Annotated in this window: 19 protein-coding genes; 7 read left to right on the forward strand and 12 right to left on the reverse strand. The window is 40.7% G+C overall.

Translation table 11 applies throughout. The features are described from left to right. Window positions 1-526 precede the first annotated feature (526 nt). The 7 genes from J8Z24_RS17685 to J8Z24_RS17715 all read right to left on the reverse strand — a co-directional run bounded on the left by J8Z24_RS17685 (window position 527) and on the right by J8Z24_RS17715 (window position 5,199). Window positions 527-790 (reverse strand): hypothetical protein, encoded by a 264-nt coding sequence (locus tag J8Z24_RS17685; RefSeq protein WP_147391507.1) that lies wholly within the window; start codon window positions 788-790, stop codon window positions 527-529. Between the two features lie 185 nt (window positions 791-975). Next, window positions 976-1,743: a toll/interleukin-1 receptor domain-containing protein gene (locus J8Z24_RS17690; RefSeq protein ID WP_176033428.1), complete on the reverse strand. Its 768-nt coding sequence runs from the start codon at window positions 1,741-1,743 to the stop codon at window positions 976-978. A gap of 115 nt (window positions 1,744-1,858) precedes the next feature. Further along, window positions 1,859-3,325, reverse strand: coding sequence for a DUF5677 domain-containing protein (locus tag J8Z24_RS17695; RefSeq protein WP_252095866.1), 1,467 nt, complete (start codon window positions 3,323-3,325; stop codon window positions 1,859-1,861). A 146-nt stretch (window positions 3,326-3,471) separates the two neighbouring features. Further along, window positions 3,472-3,702, reverse strand: a complete 231-nt coding sequence (locus tag J8Z24_RS17700; protein ID WP_252094775.1) for a hypothetical protein — start codon at window positions 3,700-3,702, stop codon at window positions 3,472-3,474. Between the two features lie 116 nt (window positions 3,703-3,818). Then, complete coding sequence (locus J8Z24_RS17705; RefSeq protein ID WP_252095867.1) at window positions 3,819-4,097, reverse strand: hypothetical protein; 279 nt, start codon at window positions 4,095-4,097, stop codon at window positions 3,819-3,821. A 110-nt stretch (window positions 4,098-4,207) separates the two neighbouring features. Further along, on the reverse strand, window positions 4,208-4,801 hold the full coding sequence (locus tag J8Z24_RS17710) for a hypothetical protein (RefSeq protein WP_176033379.1): 594 nt from the start codon (window positions 4,799-4,801) through the stop codon (window positions 4,208-4,210). Between the two features lie 119 nt (window positions 4,802-4,920). Continuing rightward, window positions 4,921-5,199: a hypothetical protein gene (locus J8Z24_RS17715; RefSeq protein ID WP_252095867.1), complete on the reverse strand. Its 279-nt coding sequence runs from the start codon at window positions 5,197-5,199 to the stop codon at window positions 4,921-4,923. 235 nt (window positions 5,200-5,434) lie between these two features. Here J8Z24_RS17715 and J8Z24_RS17720 point away from each other — a divergent pair, with 235 nt between their 5' ends. Continuing rightward, window positions 5,435-6,406, forward strand: a complete 972-nt coding sequence (locus J8Z24_RS17720; protein WP_147390939.1) for an integron integrase — start codon at window positions 5,435-5,437, stop codon at window positions 6,404-6,406. 204 nt (window positions 6,407-6,610) lie between these two features. Here the strand turns inward: J8Z24_RS17720 and J8Z24_RS17725 are convergent, their stop codons facing one another. Next, entirely contained in the window at window positions 6,611-7,282 is a 672-nt protein-coding gene (locus tag J8Z24_RS17725) for a hypothetical protein (RefSeq protein WP_252095868.1), read from the reverse strand. A gap of 303 nt (window positions 7,283-7,585) precedes the next feature. Between J8Z24_RS17725 and J8Z24_RS17730 the strand changes: the two genes are divergently transcribed. Then, a complete protein-coding gene (locus tag J8Z24_RS17730; protein ID WP_147390938.1) occupies window positions 7,586-8,203 on the forward strand; it encodes a hypothetical protein in 618 nt (205 codons plus the stop codon). Between the two features lie 48 nt (window positions 8,204-8,251). On the opposite strand, the gene J8Z24_RS17735 is transcribed toward J8Z24_RS17730, so the two are convergent. Next, on the reverse strand, window positions 8,252-9,073 hold the full coding sequence (locus J8Z24_RS17735) for an aminotransferase class IV (protein ID WP_252095869.1): 822 nt from the start codon (window positions 9,071-9,073) through the stop codon (window positions 8,252-8,254). Window positions 9,074-9,180: 107 nt separating this feature from the next. On the opposite strand from J8Z24_RS17735, the gene J8Z24_RS17740 reads away from it, so the two are divergent. After that, a complete protein-coding gene (locus tag J8Z24_RS17740; protein WP_147390936.1) occupies window positions 9,181-10,107 on the forward strand; it encodes a LysR substrate-binding domain-containing protein in 927 nt (308 codons plus the stop codon). On the opposite strand, the gene J8Z24_RS17745 is transcribed toward J8Z24_RS17740, so the two are convergent. From J8Z24_RS17745 to J8Z24_RS17755, 3 genes are all read right to left on the reverse strand, one after another. Continuing rightward, on the reverse strand, window positions 10,069-10,689 hold the full coding sequence (locus J8Z24_RS17745) for a LysE family translocator (protein WP_125253422.1): 621 nt from the start codon (window positions 10,687-10,689) through the stop codon (window positions 10,069-10,071). The two genes, J8Z24_RS17740 and J8Z24_RS17745, sit on opposite strands and share 39 nt — an antisense overlap. 103 nt (window positions 10,690-10,792) lie before the next feature. Continuing rightward, window positions 10,793-12,406: a PepSY-associated TM helix domain-containing protein gene (locus tag J8Z24_RS17750; RefSeq protein WP_252095870.1), complete on the reverse strand. Its 1,614-nt coding sequence runs from the start codon at window positions 12,404-12,406 to the stop codon at window positions 10,793-10,795. After that, the gene (locus tag J8Z24_RS17755) at window positions 12,403-12,723 is read right to left on the reverse strand and encodes a hypothetical protein (RefSeq protein ID WP_147390934.1); all 321 of its coding nucleotides are present in this window, start codon (window positions 12,721-12,723) and stop codon (window positions 12,403-12,405) included. The genes J8Z24_RS17750 and J8Z24_RS17755 overlap by 4 nt, the downstream gene beginning before the upstream one ends. Before the next feature lie 497 nt (window positions 12,724-13,220). On the opposite strand from J8Z24_RS17755, the gene J8Z24_RS17760 reads away from it, so the two are divergent. The 4 genes from J8Z24_RS17760 (at window position 13,221) to J8Z24_RS17775 (ending at window position 20,064) form a co-directional block, all read left to right on the forward strand. After that, window positions 13,221-15,269, forward strand: a complete 2,049-nt coding sequence (locus J8Z24_RS17760) for a TonB-dependent receptor (RefSeq protein WP_125253419.1) — start codon at window positions 13,221-13,223, stop codon at window positions 15,267-15,269. A gap of 148 nt (window positions 15,270-15,417) precedes the next feature. After that, complete coding sequence (locus tag J8Z24_RS17765; protein WP_252095871.1) at window positions 15,418-16,119, forward strand: substrate-binding periplasmic protein; 702 nt, start codon at window positions 15,418-15,420, stop codon at window positions 16,117-16,119. 578 nt (window positions 16,120-16,697) lie between these two features. Then, complete coding sequence (locus tag J8Z24_RS17770) at window positions 16,698-18,848, forward strand: DUF6351 family protein (protein ID WP_252095872.1); 2,151 nt, start codon at window positions 16,698-16,700, stop codon at window positions 18,846-18,848. Window positions 18,849-19,320: 472 nt separating this feature from the next. Continuing rightward, a complete protein-coding gene (locus J8Z24_RS17775) occupies window positions 19,321-20,064 on the forward strand; it encodes a hypothetical protein (protein WP_176033435.1) in 744 nt (247 codons plus the stop codon).

Raw genomic sequence — 20,064 nt, forward strand, 5'->3', positions numbered from 1 at the left:
CGGCACAAAATAGCAGGCTAAAATTAGCGACGAAGGAGCGCAAGCCTGCTGTTTTGTGTCCTCTGTTTAATTAACTTGTTAGTATTCATTTGTTCAACTGGTTCAAAGATTTTGTAAAACAATGATGAAGTTGAGAGCTGATATTATTATTTTTATCTATGTAATCGCTGATCATGTCAAAGAAGTCTAATGTATCTTCTATATCGAATGGTCTTACATAAGTTTTGGTGATAGCCCTATGCTCAATTTCATTAAGCCACTTCACGCGATTCAGAATTTCATTCTGTGGCAGAGTCTTATCACAAATTGTAACCCTTATAGAAACTGTCAAAGAGTGAGCCAACCAACGGTAAAAGTCACACCTTTCTTGCTCATTTAAATTTTCTATTCTGGGAATATATTGGTGAAATTTAATGTCAATCTCCATTGAATACTAACGCCTTACTAATGGGCGCATAAATGCTTGGCTAAAATTAGCGACGAAGGAGCGAAAGCCAACTGTTTTGCGTCCACTTTGAGCTACTTGTTATAAGCCTTTACTTTGATCTTTATACTTAGTTTCTAGTAGAGAGATTCTGTTGTTAGTTTTTTTAACGGCATATGCTGCGTAGTGATATAAAATAAAAAAAGCTGCAATTCCAACAAGTATTGCTGTCAGTGAAGGAGGTAAAGCAATAGATAACGTAAGAGCTATTAAACCGATTACCAAAACTATACACATAGTATGTGAGAACCCAAATAGCTTTTTATTTTTTAACGCTAATACCTTTAAGTGTTCGTCAATATTCATTAGTTACTTCCTATCTATAATGAAATTTTCACCAATATGCTTTTCTAATCCGTAAGCTCAATTGGCTTATAACTTCAGCTTAAACCGCAGACAACGCAACAACCAAGTTACCGCATTGCGCCTTAAACACTCAACTTACCGCAAACCAAAACTGCCACGCGTTGGCTGTCGGTTTGAAGCTTTTGTTAGCGTCGGTTTAAAGCCATCAATGTTTCAACTTCAGACAAATACCATGTAGCTTCTTGTCGTTCCAATAATCTATCGCTATGTGTTGATATATTTCTGAAACTTACTACTTTTTGAACATTCACTCTTTCGCCATTCGGCTTTCTGGTTCTAAGTAAGCCTTTCTTTAACAGCACATTTAGGACTACTCCAAGACTTTGCCTTTTCAAAGGTTTCTTTTTGAAATATCCATAACCAAGTAGCTTAACTGATAGATCCTTCGAGTACTTTTCTAACTGTACCGACGCTGTAACAACAGCTTCATTAAAATGACCATCACCAATAAGCAATCTAGCACGATTAAGAGGACAAATAGTTACAGCAGACTTTCGTAACACTCCCAATATCTTTGATACAGTGGCTTCAAGCCCATCGCTAAAGTCAGCCGCGAGCAAATCACCTAAGGTCGGTGAGAATTTAATTACTTCATGTTTCGCAACGTTGTGCCAGATTGGGAGAATGATTTTACCTTCTTCGATCTGCCTTGCTTTTAGACCCTTAAATTCCTCTTTCGTCCATTTTTTATTCATAAAATGTTGACTAATAACAACAGCAGCAAATGAGGACTCGGCAAGTCCTTGGTCGATTGATTCAGAGAGACTGTCACCCAGTGTCAGAGAAAACTCATCATACCAAACATCTACCCCATGATTCCTTAGAGATATAGCTAAAGGGCGAGCTACTAACTCTTTATCTTCACTAGCATGACTAATAAATAGATCCGGCACCTTCAAATCCTCCTATCATTAAGACGCTAACGCCGCATTAAGGTGTGAGCGGCGCTTGGCTATACTTGAGCGAAGCGAAACTGCCAAGCGTTGCGAATCACTCTTAAATGCTTTGTTAGCTATCTTCTCCCAGTAAACGAGGACTAAATGTTGGGTACACCACACTTAAGTCATTTAGTATTTCATTTACCAAAACACACGCATCTTGAAGAGTATCGGGCAGTGTCGACTCCTTAGGGTATCTATGTAAGCGGTGCAGTGGGTTACCACATGTATGAAAGCAAACCTCCCTGATAGCCCCCCAAGTCCCGTGCGAATATGTAGATGACCAAGAGTAAAATTGGTCATAAGAAGACTTTAAACCTGCCTTATCACTCAATTTTCTGAGATCAGAACCACTCCAACTACCAAGTTCTATATTGATGAACTCTTCCCACAAGTCTTCGCCTGCAATAGACTCTAGTGTTTCGGTATTAATAAATTTTGGTGGCTCTACAAGCTCATCAAACTTCAGCGCGTTGAGTTTGGCTTGACCAGCCCCGTAGGTTCTCCATTTGGTCCAAAGCTGATCGTCATTTTTTTGAATCAAATATCTAAGACTGATATGAGTTTCTAAAATGGTTCTCAGCCCTAACCTTGCAAGAATTCCAGTGCCAACTCCAACCGAGACTATCTCACTCAATATCGATAGCGCATAAAATGCTGTACCAAAAACGCCGTCGTGCTTAGCGTCGACTCCAGTTGTAGAGTGAGTTTTTTCCCAGTGTGTTTCCAACTCTCCCCTAAGCTTATGGATGTCATCTAAATCACAACAACGTTCTTGGGAGTTAGTGCTACTCTCGGGAACTAATTCTAAACATGGAGTGTTTTCCCATGACTCAGCCCAAAAATCGTTTGACCATGTTAAATCTTGCTCGACCAGCGGATTAATAGCCATTTCACACGAACGGATGGATGGGCGAACACTTCGCTGGTCTCCCTCGTAAGGGTAGTTAATCCAAGGTTCAACCATTTCTCTTGGTGCATGAAACTTGCCTCCTACAACCATTAACATTAACTTGAGCCAACGGCAATCCGTAGCCTCTTGAGATTGATGAGGTAAGCACATACCAATTGCAGTCATTAGAATATTAAGTTCTGGCTCACTTGGTGGTAAAAACTTCAGCCAAGAATCTTTAGCTGGCAAGTTATTAAATAACTTTAAAACAGTTAAGGCTGACGCTGTTTTGACATTCGACGTTAGAAAGTCCAAAAACTCATCCCGTAGCTCTTCATCTAACTTTGAGATCCCTGTAATAGAGAGATCTGATAGTTTCTCTTTTTCTGAATGCTCTGAAACAAATTTGATAATCCTCCTAAACTCAGCGATTGCCAAATCTTGGTCTTGAATAACGCGGATAATCGCAGCCCACAACATTTCTGGGAGACGCTCATTGGACCAAGAAGAGAACGTCATTTTGTCCCCTAATTGGGCAAAACCTGGCTGTAGCTCAGAACCTACTTTTTTGTGGTCGAGCAAAGCCGTTCTATTCTTACCACTTTTTGAAGGCTTCTTTTTTCGTGTTTTTTTATTTCCTGCCATAACCCACCTAATATTGAAGATTAATCACCCAGATAGCTAACGCCTTAATAAACGGCGGAAAATAGCAAGCTAAACTAAGCGAAGAATGAGCGCAAGCCTGTTGTTTTGCGTCCATTGTTTAATTAACTTGTTATATTTCCAATGAACTAACCTTGGAAATCCCAAGGTATTTCTTTTTTAAATAATTCTATAGAAGCTTCAACAACCTCTAGTGGTATATCTTTGTTATAACTTGTCACTTCACGCGACTTTTTTGTGTCATCACGAAATATCTCAAGTATCAACTTACCCTTGAAGTAAATCTCAACTCCTATTCCGTCTCGACCGTTACTGACATCACTTGCAATCGTGACCTCATACTCATTGTTAAGAATCACGACAGACTCCAAAGGAAATATAACGCCCGCATAAGGCGCCCATTACACGCTTGCTAGTCTTTTTCGGCCTTGTGCCGACCCAGCAAGCGTGTAATGGGTCGGCTTTAATGCGATTGTTAGGTGGTTGATTGCTTTTTCAACCAACGCTTTGCTAGTGCGAAGGCTCTGTGCCTATTTGCTTGAGAATAATGCTTATTTGACGAAAACTCTTCTAAAGTAATGGCAATTTCACTGTCTATTTCCACGCCAGACTCAATCCAGTCCATGGCCTGAGGTGCCCAGCCATCTGTTGGCCAATGAAGAGCAGCCAAAAGAACTGACTTGTATGAATATTTATTCGTGTCCAAATGCTCTTTTGGCTCGATTAGTTGAGACACTAATTCGCTTGGATTCACGTATGACACCTAACGCCCGCATAACGGGCTAATAAAGCTTGGCTATAATTGGTGAGGCACGAACCAAGCCAAGCTTTATTAGTCCATGCGTTGATGCGTTTGTTATGTATTTATAAAAATACAGCTATTAATACAACTATCAAGGGAATTCCCGTTATTAATGCAAGTAACCAAATGTTTGAGGAAAGGTTGTTAATTTTTTCGTTTAGGTTGTCAATTTGTTCATGAATATTATCTTGGCAAATACGTTCGTTAGACATCGAAGACGCCGAAGCTATTAAATTAACACCTAAGGAGATCAACACAACATTTACCAAAATGGAGCATATGACTAGCATTGTTTTGAAATCATTTAGTTCTTTTTCGCTAGACTCTTTTATAGGCTCACATGCTTTAAGTTGCGCGGTATTAATATTTGGATTTGCGATTTTTGTGTAAATATAATTCAATTGGCACGTTTCATACTCTTTTTCATATTTACCTACGGTATCCAATAAAGTCATAAGAAGGGGCGCAATTAAAATGCAATATATTATTAACCCCCCACCGTTTATCAGTAACTTATTCCGGGTGGGGGTTTTGAGAGAAATTGAAGTGTGCCCCATTAAAAGAGCTGGAATGACAACAGTAAAAACGGCATACATAGCAGCATTTAGTGCACCAGACTCAAAAGGAAATAAGTATGTAGAAATGAACTCAACCATGAGCTAGAAACTCCGAAAATACATAACGCCCGCATAAGGCGCCCATTACACGCTTGCTAGTCTTTTTCGGCCTTGTGCCGACCCAGCAAGCGTGTAATGGGTCGGCTTTAATGCGATTGTTAGGTGGTTGATTGCTTTTTCAACCAACGCTTTGCTAGTGCGAAGGCTCTGTGCCTATTTGCTTGAGAATAATGCTTATTTGACGAAAACTCTTCTAAAGTAATGGCAATTTCACTGTCTATTTCCACGCCAGACTCAATCCAGTCCATGGCCTGAGGTGCCCAGCCATCTGTTGGCCAATGAAGAGCAGCCAAAAGAACTGACTTGTATGAATATTTATTCGTGTCCAAATGCTCTTTTGGCTCGATTAGTTGAGACACTAATTCGCTTGGATTCACGTATGACACCTAACAATTTAATATCGAGCGATTGGGTCGTTTGTCTGCCATAATCTGTCTCGCTTTTGTCCTCTGACCATTAATATCAAATTCAGAAAGTATTTACCAGCATTGAAGTTACGCTGTATTGCTCTGAACATATACACGGCAAGATCGACCCAATGGGTCGTTTTCTTGACTATAGGAGAAACGCAACAATACTGTATATAAACACAGTCATTTTGAGGCTGGCTCAATGAGAACGCGTTCACCATTTCTAAACCACATCGCTGAGTTTATGCTGACTAAGCAATATTCGCTTAGAACAGTTGATACATATCTTAAATGGATTTCTTCCTATATTCATTTTCATGATAAGCGTCACCCAGCTTCAATGGGTGATAACGAGGTTGTCCAATATCTCGACTACCTTGTTCTTAAATGTAATGTGTCGCCTAAAACACAAGCGACAGCGTTAAATGCATTATCTTTTCTGTATAAACAAATAATTAAACAGGATTTGTGTCCTAATCTAACGTTTGTCAGAAGCAAACGCCAATCTAAGTTGCCAATTGTTATGACCCCTGAGGAGGTTAAACGTCTCATGTCGTTTTTAAGTAAACGATATTATTTAATTTCAGGTTTAATGTATGGTAGCGGCTTACGTGTAATGGAAGCTGTGCAACTCCGAGTTCAGGATATTGACTTTGACTACAAGTGCATTCGGATCTGGAATGGGAAAGGAAATAAACATCGGGTGGTTACACTCGCCACAGAGCTTATACCTTTGCTAAGAAATCAAATTGCTCAGGCTGATGAATACTTAAAATTAGATTCCCAGAATGAACATTATGCTGGAGTTTGGATGCCAAATGCACTAGCAAGAAAATATCCTAACGCCAACAAATCAATTGCTTGGCAGTATCTATTTCCCTCATATAAGTTAAGTGCTGACCCTGAAACTGGCGAGATCCGCCGACATCATTTTCATCAAACAGGAGTAAGAAAAGCGGTTAAAGAGGCAGCCAAAAAAGCACAAATAACAAAGCCTATAACGCCCCACACTTTTAGACATTCATTTGCTACTCATTTACTACAAAGTGGTGCAGATATCAGAACCGTGCAAGCTCAACTTGGTCATTCCGATGTGAAGACAACGCAAATATATACCCATGTTTTACAGCAAGGCGCAAACGGTGTAGTTAGCCCTTTGAGCAAAATTTTCTAGCTTGTTTTGGGGCATAAATAAGTTAGTGGAACGTGCGCTTCGTGGAACAAAAGTAACGTTGATGACCGTCTTTTATTCGCTCAAAACGCCTGTTAGGTAAAATCTAATCCCGTTCTTTTTAAATGGTGAGATTCGGGTATGGGCTACTACGTTTTATACCTGGTAAAAAGTGCAAATCCTGCTAAACAATAATGATCACAGCAATCAAGTCGCGCCGGTTACTGGCATATCCGAATCAAAGCCAACACTGGTAAACAGGCTATCTAGTTCAAGCTCAAAATCTTTGCGATTCAAATCCAAAGATTTTAGTGTTGTCCCACCAAGTACGGTTTCTTGGCCTCTTTCTAATCGTGCATGTAAACTTGCTATTACCGTACGGATGCGATCTCTATCTTGCTGTGCTAGCGCTTTTTGACTTTCGGTTTCATGGTCGAGCTTGGCTAACATTTCCAACCGTTCCGAGAGTTCTTTATATGCCAAGAAGTCCAGCTCTAAATTTTTAAACAGTAGTAACTGAGATTGATCTTTACTGCCGATCGTGACTTTTATCGGGTTGACCATAATGTCCGCTAGCAGTCGTTTAAGCTCCTCAAAGGCAGCTTCATCTTGTTGTGCGAGACTTGCAAGATCAAACAAAACCTCATGCTCTGCAAACTGGAATTTCAGTGGCTCTTGCTCATTTTTATGGTTTTCTATCTCAACAGCAGGCTTAGCTTGTACCGCCTCTATCAAATTTTGTTCAAACGATGCTGTCCGTTGTATTTTTGTATTTGCATCAAATTGGTAGTCTTCACTGCTTAGAGCAATCTCAGGCGTAGCGCTAATTGTAGCCTCGCTAAGCCCAGGGGCTTGTGATCCTATAAAAAATATCTGCATGAAATAATCAAGGTTTAGTTAGCTAGATAACTAGTCTTAGCAAGCACTATTCCACCTCAATACCAACTAAAAACAGGTCAAAAGAAAAGCAATAGGTAGTTCCACGCTTGATATTTCAGATAAAAACCTAGCTTCACAGGCAATTCATTGCCACTTTGGTACGTTTTATTGCCTCAAGAGTAATGGTTGATCAAGTGACTGCTTAATCTAGCCATGCTTTGCTTCATGCTAAGTCGCGACGGCTAGTAATTTGGTACAAACCTTGCTGGATAAATATCAACCACCCAATGGATGTGTTAAGCCATGAAACTAACAAAGGAAGAGTTATTGTTTATTAATCGAACGTTGACTAGTCATCCCACTGAGCAACAACGGCCATCAGACAATATTCCAAAGCAGGCGCAGCAAACTTATGCGGAAATTAAAAAGTTACTGGCAAGTATTTCGAGTCATTCACAGTTTTGTATCGTGGCTAAAAACGACAATGAGCACGTTGAGTTTCCACTTACCAATCTATCGAGCCTGATTGATTTACTCGAGCATAATGTCGAGGCTCCGAGTATTCTCGAAGCCACACAAGCAGGCTCAGCGCGCAGTTGGCGAACTTGCCCTTCGACCCCTGTTAGATTGAGAGTCTCCTCTCAATACATGCCCTTTAATATCGTTTCTATTTCACAATCTGGTGGGCTGCTGAATACTTTTCCCTTCAAAGCAAGCGCGATCCAAGCCAATTTAGCCCGTCGGATCGCAAAACTATACCTCGGTGATCCTATTCCATTACTTGCAAAGATAAACTCCATAAAAGTGATCACTCCGCTGGAGCTTGCCATCTCTTTTACTATGGATAAAGTAGACAATAGCAGGCTCAAAGCATTTATCCTACATAACTATATACAGCGAAAAGGTTTTGATAAGACGTGAGTTAACCTCATCCAAATCGATTCCCACGTACTGTCGGACGGATACTAACTATCTAAAGTTCAGATCAGTTAACCGAGTCACGACAGCATTATCATGTAACGTTCGTAGTAATGTATAAAAATCATGGTTTAATTTAAGTTTTATCCCATCAAGCTCCGCGATGGGAACACTGGGCGTCCAAGAGTTTAGTAGTGCAAGCCCATCTAGCTGCTCTATTTCACTTAACGAAATATCAACACAGCTTTGCTTTATTCCAGCTTGTTGCGCCATTGCTTCTATGATTTGCATCATGGTGCCGTGTAACTTAGGCCCTTTCGGCCAGACTAACCCTTCCCCATCCCACCCCACAAGATTCCAAATGCTGCCTTCCAATACTCGGTTATTGTGGACAAAGATGGCATCATCAAAACCAGCGTTATGTGCTTCACGCATAAAGTAAGTCTTTGCGATTTCACCCACATGTTTAGTGTCGGCTAGTGGGCGCTGATATTCAAAAGATTTCAAACGCATAGGCCCAGTTGGACCATTATGTGCTGCGCTTGTTTTAATCATAATATTGAGTTCTGCATCTTTAGATTTTTGCGTAAATTCACCGTCCGAACTAAATACTGTGATTAAGATTGAGCTGTCCTTTGGGGCCTCTCTTATAGCGGCTTGTAACTGCTCTATCACATCACCCTCATTTAATTCCATTGAAAATAATTTTTGTGAAGCTTGCAGTAATCTTGTCATATGGAACTCGAATCCTTTCACTGCATAATCTCGCATCTGCATCGCAGTAAAATGTGCATGACCTGCAAATGCCAACTGCTCTAATACCTCTTCTTTGGCAACATTACCATTAATAAAAGTAGTAAAATTATTTTTCATTTCATTAGTCCAAATACCTCTGTGTGGTATTATTCTCGCCAAAGTAGAAGGCTTTGAAAAACGAATTGTTTTTTCAGCGTTACAAATTAAATTTGCAGAGATATTAAATGAAGTACTTAAGTGGCTCTCTCTTTCAAATCTTGGACGCGAGTTTGCGGCTCAAAAACTTTTCAAAAGTAGCTAACGAACTTGGACTCACACCTGCAGCCGTGAGCTACCAGATCAGACAATTTGAAAGTCGACTTGGTTTTTTATTATTTACGCGACACCCTGGAGGTCTCGAAGTGACCAAAGAGGGTCAGATCATTTGTCAACAAGCTTGCGAGTCGATTACACAAATGCGTTCGGTAATAGAGCAAGCAAAACGGCTCAACCAAGATGCTAAAACATTACGCATTACAGCAAGCACACGCTTTGCTACTCAACTGCTTTTACCTAATTTAGCTCGCTTGAAATCAATAACCCCTGATACAGACATTGAGATTGATATTTCAGATAAAATACGACCACTGGTACAGAGCGATTTTGATATAGCAATACGCTTTTGTGATGGTAAGCCGCAAGGCGCGGTTCGAGTAAAGAAAGTAATGAATACCAGTCTAGTCGCTGTTTGTAGCAAGGCTTTATGGCAACAACATCAAGCCTTATTAGCAAGTCCTAAAGCATTTCCACAATTTTTATTATGCTCAGTTAAGTGTCGCGTCGGTACGTTAGAGTGGCCAAGTTGGTCAACTTGGTTCGAAAGCTTGGCAAGCGTCGATTGGCACAATGCTGAGCATCTTACATTTGACGAAATGACCCAAGTGATCCAATTTATACAAGACGAAAACGCAATTGGCCTAGTCGAGCCCAAACTGGCTGAGAAAGAAATTTCCAACGGTCGATTGGTTCAGCTGAGCAAACACGAGCTCACTATTCCTGCGCCTTACGCATATTATGCTGTAATTCCTGATAGGCGCGAAAATAGTGCGCCTGTCCAAAAATGTGTTCAGTGGCTACAGGGATTGGTAAATAACTCGTATCGCGAGCAGTAAAAAGGCGCAGCCGAGTATTTTATCAATCACCGCACGCTTTGCTGTTAAATCAAATTTATCCCTTGCTGAGGCACTGGCCACCGAGACAAAAAAATACCACAAGGCGTCTATCGTAAGCACTGTGATACACATGACAAATCCGACGAATAGTGTCATTTTTTCGGGGTCTATAAACTGTGAGAAAAGTGCGACAAAGAAAATGGCAAGCTTTGGATTCAAAAAGGCAATTGCGAACCCGTCTTGAGCTGCTTTTCGGTATGAGCTAGCTCCATCAGCATTTGACACACTGAGACCCTCACTTTTACTTGTTAGGATTTTAATCCCCATCCACGCGAGGTATGCAGCCCCCCCATAAACCAAAAACTGATATATAATTGGAAATTGGTGGATCAACCCAGACAAGCCTAAAATGGCTAAACTTGCATAAATTCCCACACCAACACCATGTGAAAGGCTCGCCACAATGCCGTGTTTAGCACTATGAAATAAGCTGTAGCGCAATACAACAGCCAAGCTAGGACCCGGTGACATCGCACCGAAAGCACAAATAGCGGCCAAACTTAGCCAAGCAGTAAGTTCCATAATATTTCCGTAGAGAATTTCAAAGCGCGTAGAATAACAGAATTAAGAAAATAGATGATAGTTTACAAGTAAAAAGGAGCAGATTGCTCCTTTTTTATGTTGATTATGCAGATTGAGATTGTAGCGTTTGCTCAGCCTGCGACTGACCAATAAACCAGATGCTATTAGGCTCACCATAAAGTGCTCGAAGCCTTGTTTTATCAGCCATTTTCCAGAAAATGACACCAAAGATCGCAGCACTTAGCTCCAGAACCACTGATGACCAACCTGATGCTGGCCAAATACCTAGGCTTGGCAACATCATCGCAATAATTGAAGATAGCGGCAGTGAAAAGCATAAAATCGCGATGCTTCTTTGTGACCAAATTGCGGTTTTACTTATGCCAAAAATAAATGCAGACATTAGCGTAATAAAGAAGCAGAGATAGTAAGCCCACATATAGACTACATTTATATTTAACGCTGTCAGCGCCACCCATTTAGTCACCGCAAAAGCCGCAGCGACCCCAAGCATCGCACCCATTGCGACGCCAATAGTGAGTTTACCCATAATCTGAGTAGATTTAGATTGCTCGGCCTGCTTTTGTTTACGCCGCTTTTCGAGCCAGAGTAAGTTACCAGTGTAAAATAATACGGCTCCCAGCACGCCTAGGAAAAAATACACCCACCGTCCTATCTCGCCACCATAGCTTCCAAAATGAAGACCAAATAGTGTGGTAACTACCGCTCCCCAAATACCTTGATCGCCATTAATTACACTGCTCGTTGAGATTTCAAACGTATATGGATTCATAAACAAGAAGTCTGTTTTTGGTCCACGCATCAGATACTCATCACTTACCAGTTGCACCGAAGCTGATGGGCTTTTACTGTTTAGGCGGCTAAGTGTGATCTCTTTGATTGAGTGTTCTGGTGCATAAACTTTCGCTCTTGCCACTATTTCTTCAATGCTAGGCAAATGCGCTACGTTAAATTCAACCTTGGAGGGGGCGTCACGCGCGAAAAGCGGTTTATCGCCATATAGCTTACTTAAGCCACCATAAAGAATGTCGTGAAATGCAAATACAATGACGGTAAGCGCTATAATAATATGAAATGGTAAGCTAGTGATCCCAATTAAGTTATGAGTATCCAACCAAAAACGACTTGCCCCTTTATTATCCCTAAGTGCAAAGAAGCTTTTGACCAATGTAGGTAATAAAAATATCACCCCAGAGATCAACGCGATGAAGTACAAAATAGCAGCAATACCGAGCACATACACACCCGCTTGATCATGGCCAATTTCCCCTGCAATGCCCGCGCTTCGATGTAAATAATCAACCAAAGCAGAGAGCTCGTTGATGTAGCTCGTATGCGCCTGCAACTCTCCAGATTCATCCAATGTGCCATGCCATAGCTGTTTATCTAAGCTTAGTCCTCTTGCACTCCCTTGCTGATACCAAGTAATAGGAGATTGCCCCTCCTCAAAACTCACTTTTAGTCCATTTTGAGACTCGGGATATTGTGCTAACACACTGTGAATTAATGTATCATATTGAGTCGACTCGACTTGTGGTAATTGATGAGAAGGTGGCGTCGCCCATTTATCTATGGAGCTTGCAAACATCGTAATGGCACCAGCAAAAAAACCTATAAACAACAAAAGTCCTGTCGTGATCCCGGTCCACGTATGAACAGCCTGATAAATTCTTAGAATGTCTGCTCTTACCTTCATGCTATCCCTCTCACAAAATACAATAATACATAAACCAGTATGTTTGCTCCACCTAACCAAATTAGTGCTTGCTTTGCGCTTCGAAACATAAATACAAAGCTCAGAATTAACAGCCAAATAGGTGGTATGATCCACATATTAAACTGAGTACGCCAACTATGTTTTTCTACACTAATGGTTTGGGTAAGGCCATCACTACCAAGCCATGCAAATAACCCTACCATTCCAAAACTCAACGCAAGTCCAAATACAGCACCAGCGAATATTTTCCCCCACCAATCAGGTTGGACTTTTTCTGTCGTGGCTAACCTACTCATTATGATTTCCTGAAAAGCATCAAAATAGTCAGTGGGATAAGTGCAGTCAGCGCCATTACAGCAACTAGCCAGCTAAATAAAACAGCAGCACCAACAAATAACTGAAATGCACATGTGAAAGAGATAATCATCAAAACATAGCCTACGACCCTAGCTTTTTTGGGTAGACGTTGACTCAACAAGCGTTGGTGTTTGCTGGTGCAATAAATCAGCGTAATGGCAACAATCAAGAGAAGGACAAAAAACAAAATTACCAAAGTAAAACTCCGTTTCACATCAAAAAAGGATGAATAAAGCATGAGAATTATAGCGCGTGTTTTTATTTCAGCAACACAAAATGCAATTGATATGATAATCATTTTTGTTTAGAATAAAACCGAAAATGACAACAATCTGTGTCTCTAGCCTATTCGTAGCCTAGCGTGTAGATGTGTATATCTTGATTGCTCAGGCAATTATCTTAAGAAAACTACTATCAGGTAAGAAGGATCACCTCGGTGAATAAATACTCTCCAAATAAGTCTCTCATAGCGCTTTGTGTCTCAACCGCACTACTCTCTCCTCTTAGTTACGCCGATGATGATAAAGAAATCGAATCTATTGAAAAAATCATCGTATTAGGCGAAAAAACAGCACGTAGTCTAAAAGATACCGCTTCTTCCGTATCTGTAATTGATGAATCTCAACTCAAAGATCTAACGCACTTAAGCTTAAGTAGTGCAGTTTCTGAAATCGCCAATGTAGTTGTACTTTCAGGTGCAAAGCCAGATATTCGCGGTGTATCAGGCAATGGTTCGGCAACCGGGTTCAACGGTGTTTCTGGTGGTGCTAAAGCAAGAGTTTCAACCATTACCGACGGTGTGGCTGAGCCATTTATGGCTGATTTAACCGGTGATACGGGAATGTGGGATGTAGAACAAATCGAGGTATTTAGAGGACCACAATCTACTAGCCATGGCCGAAACAGTATCGGCGGCGCAATGTTTATAAAGACCAAAGATCCCTCTTTTGATTGGGAAGGTGCAGGTAGAGTTGCATATAGAAATAAAGATAGTTATATAGATAAGTCGATTATGCTATCTGGGCCGCTTATTGATAATGAGCTGGCATTTCGTATTACTGGTCAGCGTGTTGACGGTGAAGACTACGACAACAGCATTGAGTACAAAGATAACCCACCTAAATTTGACCTAAACGAACTCAATACAGAAAAAGCCAGATTTAAATTATTGTGGCAACCTAGTCAATTTGAGGGAGTAACGGCACTGCTTAGCCATTCAATTGCTTTTGAAAAAGGTAACACAGGCCGTACAAACTATATTGCAAAGGATCCTCGCGCTTTCATCCCAGCTTGGGAGCGTTATATGGATACCAATTCAAAAACAACTAGTTTAAAAATCAACCACAAGCTAAATCAAAACCTTGATTACGAAATTTTGATGGCAGCGATGGATTACAATTTCGGCTTTGATTCTTATGAAGCTAATCCGAATTTTGAACAAATCATGAGAATGAATGAGGACAATGTAAACGTCGAATTCAAACTCAATTACAACGCAGACCTTTTATCAGGCTTCATTGGTTTAGCATATTATGATAGAGAACAAAGTTATCATAGTGACGGCTTCGCTAACTATTTTGGCAGTGATGACAGCAAATCAAAAGCCATATATGGGGAGCTAAGCTATAAACTAAACCCTGATTTTACGATCATCACTGGGGCACGTATTGAACAAGAATCACAGTGGCGTGATATTCACTTTACTACTGCTCAGGGGGTACTAAACTCCCTACTCGATCAAGACAAAACAATTCGCTTACCTAAACTGGTTTTACAATACAATGTAAATGATAAAACCACAGCATCTTTTAGTGCTAGACGAGGGTACAATGGTGCAGGTGGCGCATTACAATGGGAAACTGGAGAGTATTATTATTACGACTCAGAAACCGTTAACACGTATGAACTGGGTCTAAGATCGGCATTGAGTAATGATGTGAATATCAGCGCTAATTTGTTTTATAACAATTACGATGGTTACCAAGCAAATGATCCTCAATATCGTATCTCCAATATGGATACTGTGATCACCTACGGTGCTGAATTCGAATTTTCCGCGATGTTAACACCTGATCTTCAGGTTCGAGGCGGCGCGGGGGTATTAAGAACCGAAATACAAGATACCAGCGTAAAATTCTCCGCATTTGATGGTAACGAGTTAAGCTCAGCGCCAGGCTTCACAGCCAATTTAGCAATTAAGTATTGGCTCACTGATGAGCTGCATGTTGGCCTTAGCACCGTTAAAGTAGATGAGTACTACGGTGAAATCGGCAATACTCAAGAGCGGATCGCAGGCGATTACACGCTGTCTCGCTTTAATATCGATTATGAAATTGACAATTGGTTGATTGCTGCCTTCGTAAATAATGTTTTTGACAAAGAAGCATACACTCTGGTTTCACCGAGCAGTCGTCGCTACGAATACGGTTATGTTGGTATTGTAGACCCTCGCAACATGGGTATTTCAGCTACTTACCGCTTTTAACTGTAAATCGACTAAATCTCAATGATATAAAGCGCAACATCATCATGTTGCGCTTTTTCTTATCTCAAATTAACCTTAGAGGAGGATAGTTAAGATAGTTTATTAAATGCGGGTCTTCTTCTTTTTGTTCGCTGTGTTTGTGTGTACAGTGTCCCAAGCAAAAACAAATGAACACATAATCAATATATGCTTTGAGCGTTGGTGGCCTTATAGTTTTTTTGACCAACACAAACAGGCGCAAGGTATTGAGGTTGAAATCATAAAAGCAGCGCTAATCGATAGCGACTACAAATTGGTTTTTCACGAACTTCCTTATCGCCGTTGCTTGGCTGGTGTTGCCAATAACACGTTCGATTTTACGCTACATGTTGATAAAGCTGATGGCTTTGCTACTTTGAATATGTCTTTCACTACATGGCAGCTTTCTCTTGCAGTCACCCGTGGCCGCTTTGCATCGCCAGATGATTTTTATCAGCTCGCGGCACCACGAGTGATGATTTCAGAAGACTATAATTATCCCGAGCAGGTCATTAACAGTCTCAAAGCTATCAATGCAGCCATTGTTGAACGCTCATTTTACGAACAAATCCATGAAGACGGCAAAATATTTTTCTCCGTACTAAATAACAATAGAGTTGATGCCGTGTTAGTTGACAAAGTGTGGGCGTTGGAGATGATCAAACACCATCAGCTCGCAGTCACATTTTTACCCAGTCCATTTCACGCTGAGCCCCAGTTTATGGGCTACAAAAGCAGCAATCAGACGCTAGCAGATTACGTAGGAGCAAAGCTCCATAGGGTAACACCTGAGCAGATCCAAACCATAAAAACAAAGTATTTAGGAAACTAGACGCGGAATACCTGTAACAAGCTTAGGCATTTTAGCTATCAACTTTTAGCTTAGTTACACGTATTACAATTTAATGAGTCAACATCATACATATGCACCAACATTCTGCTTTATATAACCTTTTTATTGCTGTGCATTTTATTTATGTTCAAATAACAAACAAATAACCACACTTCATTTGAGCCGTTCTACACTTAAGATATACGTCTTATAAGCGTTTGCTCATTGAATATGGTGCCTACTTAGAAATACAGAAACCGTACCGATAATGAGATGAAGATTATCCCAAGTGGTCGTGAGTACGTGAGAAGTATTAGTGCCAAAGCAATAGTGTTGATACCCATTTTTTCGATCTATGCGGCTTCAAGATACCCATATTTATATGGTAAATACCACTGATGTTATCGCGTGCTTCAAAAAAGAAGTCTGGACAAAAGGTAAGTGTCTTAATTTCAAGGAATGAGCTACGTCAATAACTTGAAATCAAGAGGAGCGAATAACGCGCTTCGTAGTGCGATCTGCATTTCTTTAAACGACGCTAAAAGTAGTTTGTTTATCCAAAACATGAGGAGCGACTTATGAAATCACCAAAATTATGGCTCTTTATCGCACTTCTGATTGTGCTTATTACAGGCTCAGGATACTGGTATTGGCTGGAGAGTGAGCGTCAGCAAATCTTAGGCGTTAAGGGGATTGCCAGTAGTGAAAATACAGCAATTCTGGACTTTTATCCTCATATTTCCAAAGCAGAAAGACCCAAAGATCCCTTTGAATTCCCTATTTCTGTCGGTAAAACCGGCCCAACAACCAGTTTATATTCTGGCCCTAATCAGTATCCTTTTTACTGCATGACAGTGGATTCTGGCCTCGGCCAACCAGACGTTGATAACCATGATGGTGTTGGTGTTCCAGTGCTTAGCGAGCAATCTGGTAAAATAATTGGTTACAGCAAAGACTGTACAGTTAAAACGCGACTACAATACTTTCAAATAACTGAAGATGAGCGTATTACCCCCGTAGACGCCACAGCAGATCTATCACAATCTGGGCTACTGCTGCGGGTAGAGCAAGGTACAATTAACCGCTTTATCTACACCATAGTGATGCCAATAAACGCAGAAGAAATTGGCAGCCAGCATGGTAAAGCAAAATGGAACCAACGGCTAATTTACCAATTTAATGGTGGCTCAGGTATTGGCTATCGCCAAGGGAGACAAAAAGCAACTCGGGTAATTGACAGGCAACTAGAGCAGCTAAAGCTGGGCTATGCCGTGATAAGCTCAAGTGGTAACAAAACCAGTTATACCTATAACATGTTATTAGCTGAAGATACTGCTAGACGGGTCAAAAAACAGTTCACGAGTTTATATGGCGAACCACTTTATACCGTTGGTATTGGTGGTTCTGGTGGTGGATTAGCTCAATACCTCATTGCCCAAAATAGCGATGGGATCTTAGATGGTCTAATTCCATTGTATAGTTACCCAGATATGATCACACAAACCACTTATGCCCTTGATTGTGATCTGCTAAATAACTACTTCACCTTTCGTGCTAATGACCGTAACGCATGGCGCGATTGGACCCGGCGTCGTCATATAGAAGGAATGAATGCCATTAACGACTTTCCCCAACGAGCTGGCTTTTTACAACCACTAAACCAGTTGATGTCGGGGTTCGTTCCCTCATTTCCTGATGGCAACAGTGAGTGCATTAATGGATATTTTGGCTTATCTGCTTTTATTAATAACCCAAGGCAAGGATTTTTGAGGCCTTTTTTCGCAGACTCGGTTGTAGAAAATACAAATTGGAGTTACTGGCAAGACATGGCTAACCTATTTGGTACCGACGACTCTGGAATGGGGCTGAGTACGTGGGATAATCAAGGTGTCCAGTATGGTCTGGAAGCGTTAAAAGCGCAGCAGATCACCCTAGCGGAATTTATTGATATCAATAAAAACATCGGCGCGTGGAAGCCACAAGCGCAAATGCAGCAAGAAAAGATAGCCCTGCCCTTTGGTCATAACCTACCAATTTGGTTAACACTTTGGGGGAATCACAATATCACAACACCGGATGACACCGGTGTAGCACCTCGGCACCAAGGCAGTCTGCAAGCAATGGAAAAAGCTTATCGCTCTGGCCAAGTATTTATCGGTAAAGTCAATTTACCCATTATTGATGCTCGGCATTATCTAGAAAATGAGTTAGATATGCACCATATGTCAGCTTCATTCTACACTCGATTACGAATGGAAGCTGCAAACTCAACCCCTAGCAATCAAGTGATTTGGGTAGCCCATCAATCATTTAACCCAACAAAATTGGCATTTGAGAAAATGGACGAATGGCTGCTTAACCTAAAAGAAAACCCGAGTTTATCAGTAGCAGACGCTAAACCTGCAACCCTTTTTGACACTTGCTATGACGAACACGGCAATGTTATTGCTAGCGGTGACACTGTCTTTAATGGGATCTGGAATAATCAGCCTCAAGGTACCTGCACAGCCAAATACCCGATGTTTTCTACCAGCCGAATTCAAGCTGGTGCAAGCTGGGCTGGAGATATTTTTAAATGTCATCGCATTTCGATTGACCAAGCTATCGCCAAAGGGCTATACACAGGTATCGATATCGCACCAGCGGTTCGCGAATTAAAACAGATTTACCCGGATGGTGTGTGCGATTACAGTCAACCTGACATGGGAAGACCGCAAGATCTGCATTAATGACACGTAGGAGGTATTATAGCCTGATACCTCCTTTGCTAGTTGGTGTTGTGATGCTGCTATTATTCTCATTCTTCACGTTTTGCGATACGTATACTTGAAGTAAAAAGATACTTATGTTTTTCTGCTAATTTGTAACCTTGAAGATAAAGTAGCAGGAACTTGTCTTTTTCGATAGCCTGAGGTTTGGATAATGGCATAAGCGAATGAGGTCAAGCCGCAAGGCATATAGCCGACAAGCGAGTCTCTGCTTGCTGAGTTGCCACTTAGAAAAACTCTACTGAATTTACACCGCATCAGCGCATGCAAAGACCGCTATAACTTACTAATTCTCCATATACCTCAGATATATAGTATTGCTTTTAATTACTCTCCACCATAATATGTTACTACATTGTTGCGATTCATTACTCTCAAATTTCGCACCATACTGTTGATTAAGCGCACGCGCTACCAAAACTAGAAGAAAAGAATGTCTGCTAAATACCAACCTTTGCCCACTGACTTTGACGCACTAGCCGAAGAAACTTACACAAAATTCAACAAACGAATAGCTATATATCACCAATTACACAAGTTAACTCGTCGGCTTGCTGTCATTTCCACCATGTTCATTATCCCAAGTTTTGTCTACTTTTTATCTTCGCTTGACGTATTTTCTGGTACATCTTTTGAGAACATCAGCGATATAGGCGAGACCGCTATTATAGGCTTAGCTGCAGATAGTTTCTTAGGCTTGTGGTCAGCTATTTTAATCTGTACGTTTTCACTTTTCTTCATACTTATTTTATTCAAAGCGCTAGTAACGGATAAAAATACAGAAAAAGATACATCACCAATAAAAATTATATTAAAAGATTTCTATCGAATTTATTATCTAATTACCACTCTCGCACTCACCACCCTGATATTTATCGATTTTAAAACACTGACTCCATACTACTTTATTTTAGGCTCCACCATTTTCATTGTAAGTTATTCTGTAAATCGCAAACTTGGCTATACCCGTGCTTGGTCGAGAAAAAGACTTTATATCGAGCGATTGCATGTGATTGTCGCTCGCCATAAATCAGGCGTGATCTTTAGAGATAAGGCAATGGAAGAGCTACTTAAACTAATAGAGCAATACGAGATACAAACGCATCAAGATATTGTTAACGACTATATCCGTTATGGTGACTCTGCATTAAGTTCATTGAAAGGGTTAAGGAAGTAA

Source organism: Pseudoalteromonas sp. SCSIO 43201, assembly GCF_023716725.1.
GTDB classification, from domain to species: domain Bacteria; phylum Pseudomonadota; class Gammaproteobacteria; order Enterobacterales; family Alteromonadaceae; genus Pseudoalteromonas; species Pseudoalteromonas peptidolytica.

What these genes read in the sequence shown, in the direction of transcription:
- J8Z24_RS17685 (WP_147391507.1), bottom strand. Translation starts at nt 790, where the DNA reads ATGAATATTGACGAACACTTAAAGGTATTAGCGTTAAAAAATAAAAAG.
- J8Z24_RS17695 (WP_252095866.1), bottom strand. Translation starts at nt 3,325, where the DNA reads ATGGCAGGAAATAAAAAAACACGAAAAAAGAAGCCTTCAAAAAGTGGT.
- J8Z24_RS17710 (WP_176033379.1), bottom strand. Translation starts at nt 4,801, where the DNA reads ATGGTTGAGTTCATTTCTACATACTTATTTCCTTTTGAGTCTGGTGCA.
- J8Z24_RS17720 (WP_147390939.1), top strand. Translation starts at nt 5,435, where the DNA reads ATGAGAACGCGTTCACCATTTCTAAACCACATCGCTGAGTTTATGCTG.
- J8Z24_RS17725 (WP_252095868.1), bottom strand. Translation starts at nt 7,282, where the DNA reads ATGCAGATATTTTTTATAGGATCACAAGCCCCTGGGCTTAGCGAGGCT.
- J8Z24_RS17730 (WP_147390938.1), top strand. Translation starts at nt 7,586, where the DNA reads ATGAAACTAACAAAGGAAGAGTTATTGTTTATTAATCGAACGTTGACT.
- J8Z24_RS17735 (WP_252095869.1), bottom strand. Translation starts at nt 9,073, where the DNA reads ATGAAAAATAATTTTACTACTTTTATTAATGGTAATGTTGCCAAAGAA.
- J8Z24_RS17740 (WP_147390936.1), top strand. Translation starts at nt 9,181, where the DNA reads ATGAAGTACTTAAGTGGCTCTCTCTTTCAAATCTTGGACGCGAGTTTG.
- J8Z24_RS17745 (WP_125253422.1), bottom strand. Translation starts at nt 10,689, where the DNA reads ATGGAACTTACTGCTTGGCTAAGTTTGGCCGCTATTTGTGCTTTCGGT.
- J8Z24_RS17750 (WP_252095870.1), bottom strand. Translation starts at nt 12,406, where the DNA reads ATGAAGGTAAGAGCAGACATTCTAAGAATTTATCAGGCTGTTCATACG.
- J8Z24_RS17755 (WP_147390934.1), bottom strand. Translation starts at nt 12,723, where the DNA reads ATGAGTAGGTTAGCCACGACAGAAAAAGTCCAACCTGATTGGTGGGGG.
- J8Z24_RS17770 (WP_252095872.1), top strand. Translation starts at nt 16,698, where the DNA reads ATGAAATCACCAAAATTATGGCTCTTTATCGCACTTCTGATTGTGCTT.
- J8Z24_RS17775 (WP_176033435.1), top strand. Translation starts at nt 19,321, where the DNA reads ATGTCTGCTAAATACCAACCTTTGCCCACTGACTTTGACGCACTAGCC.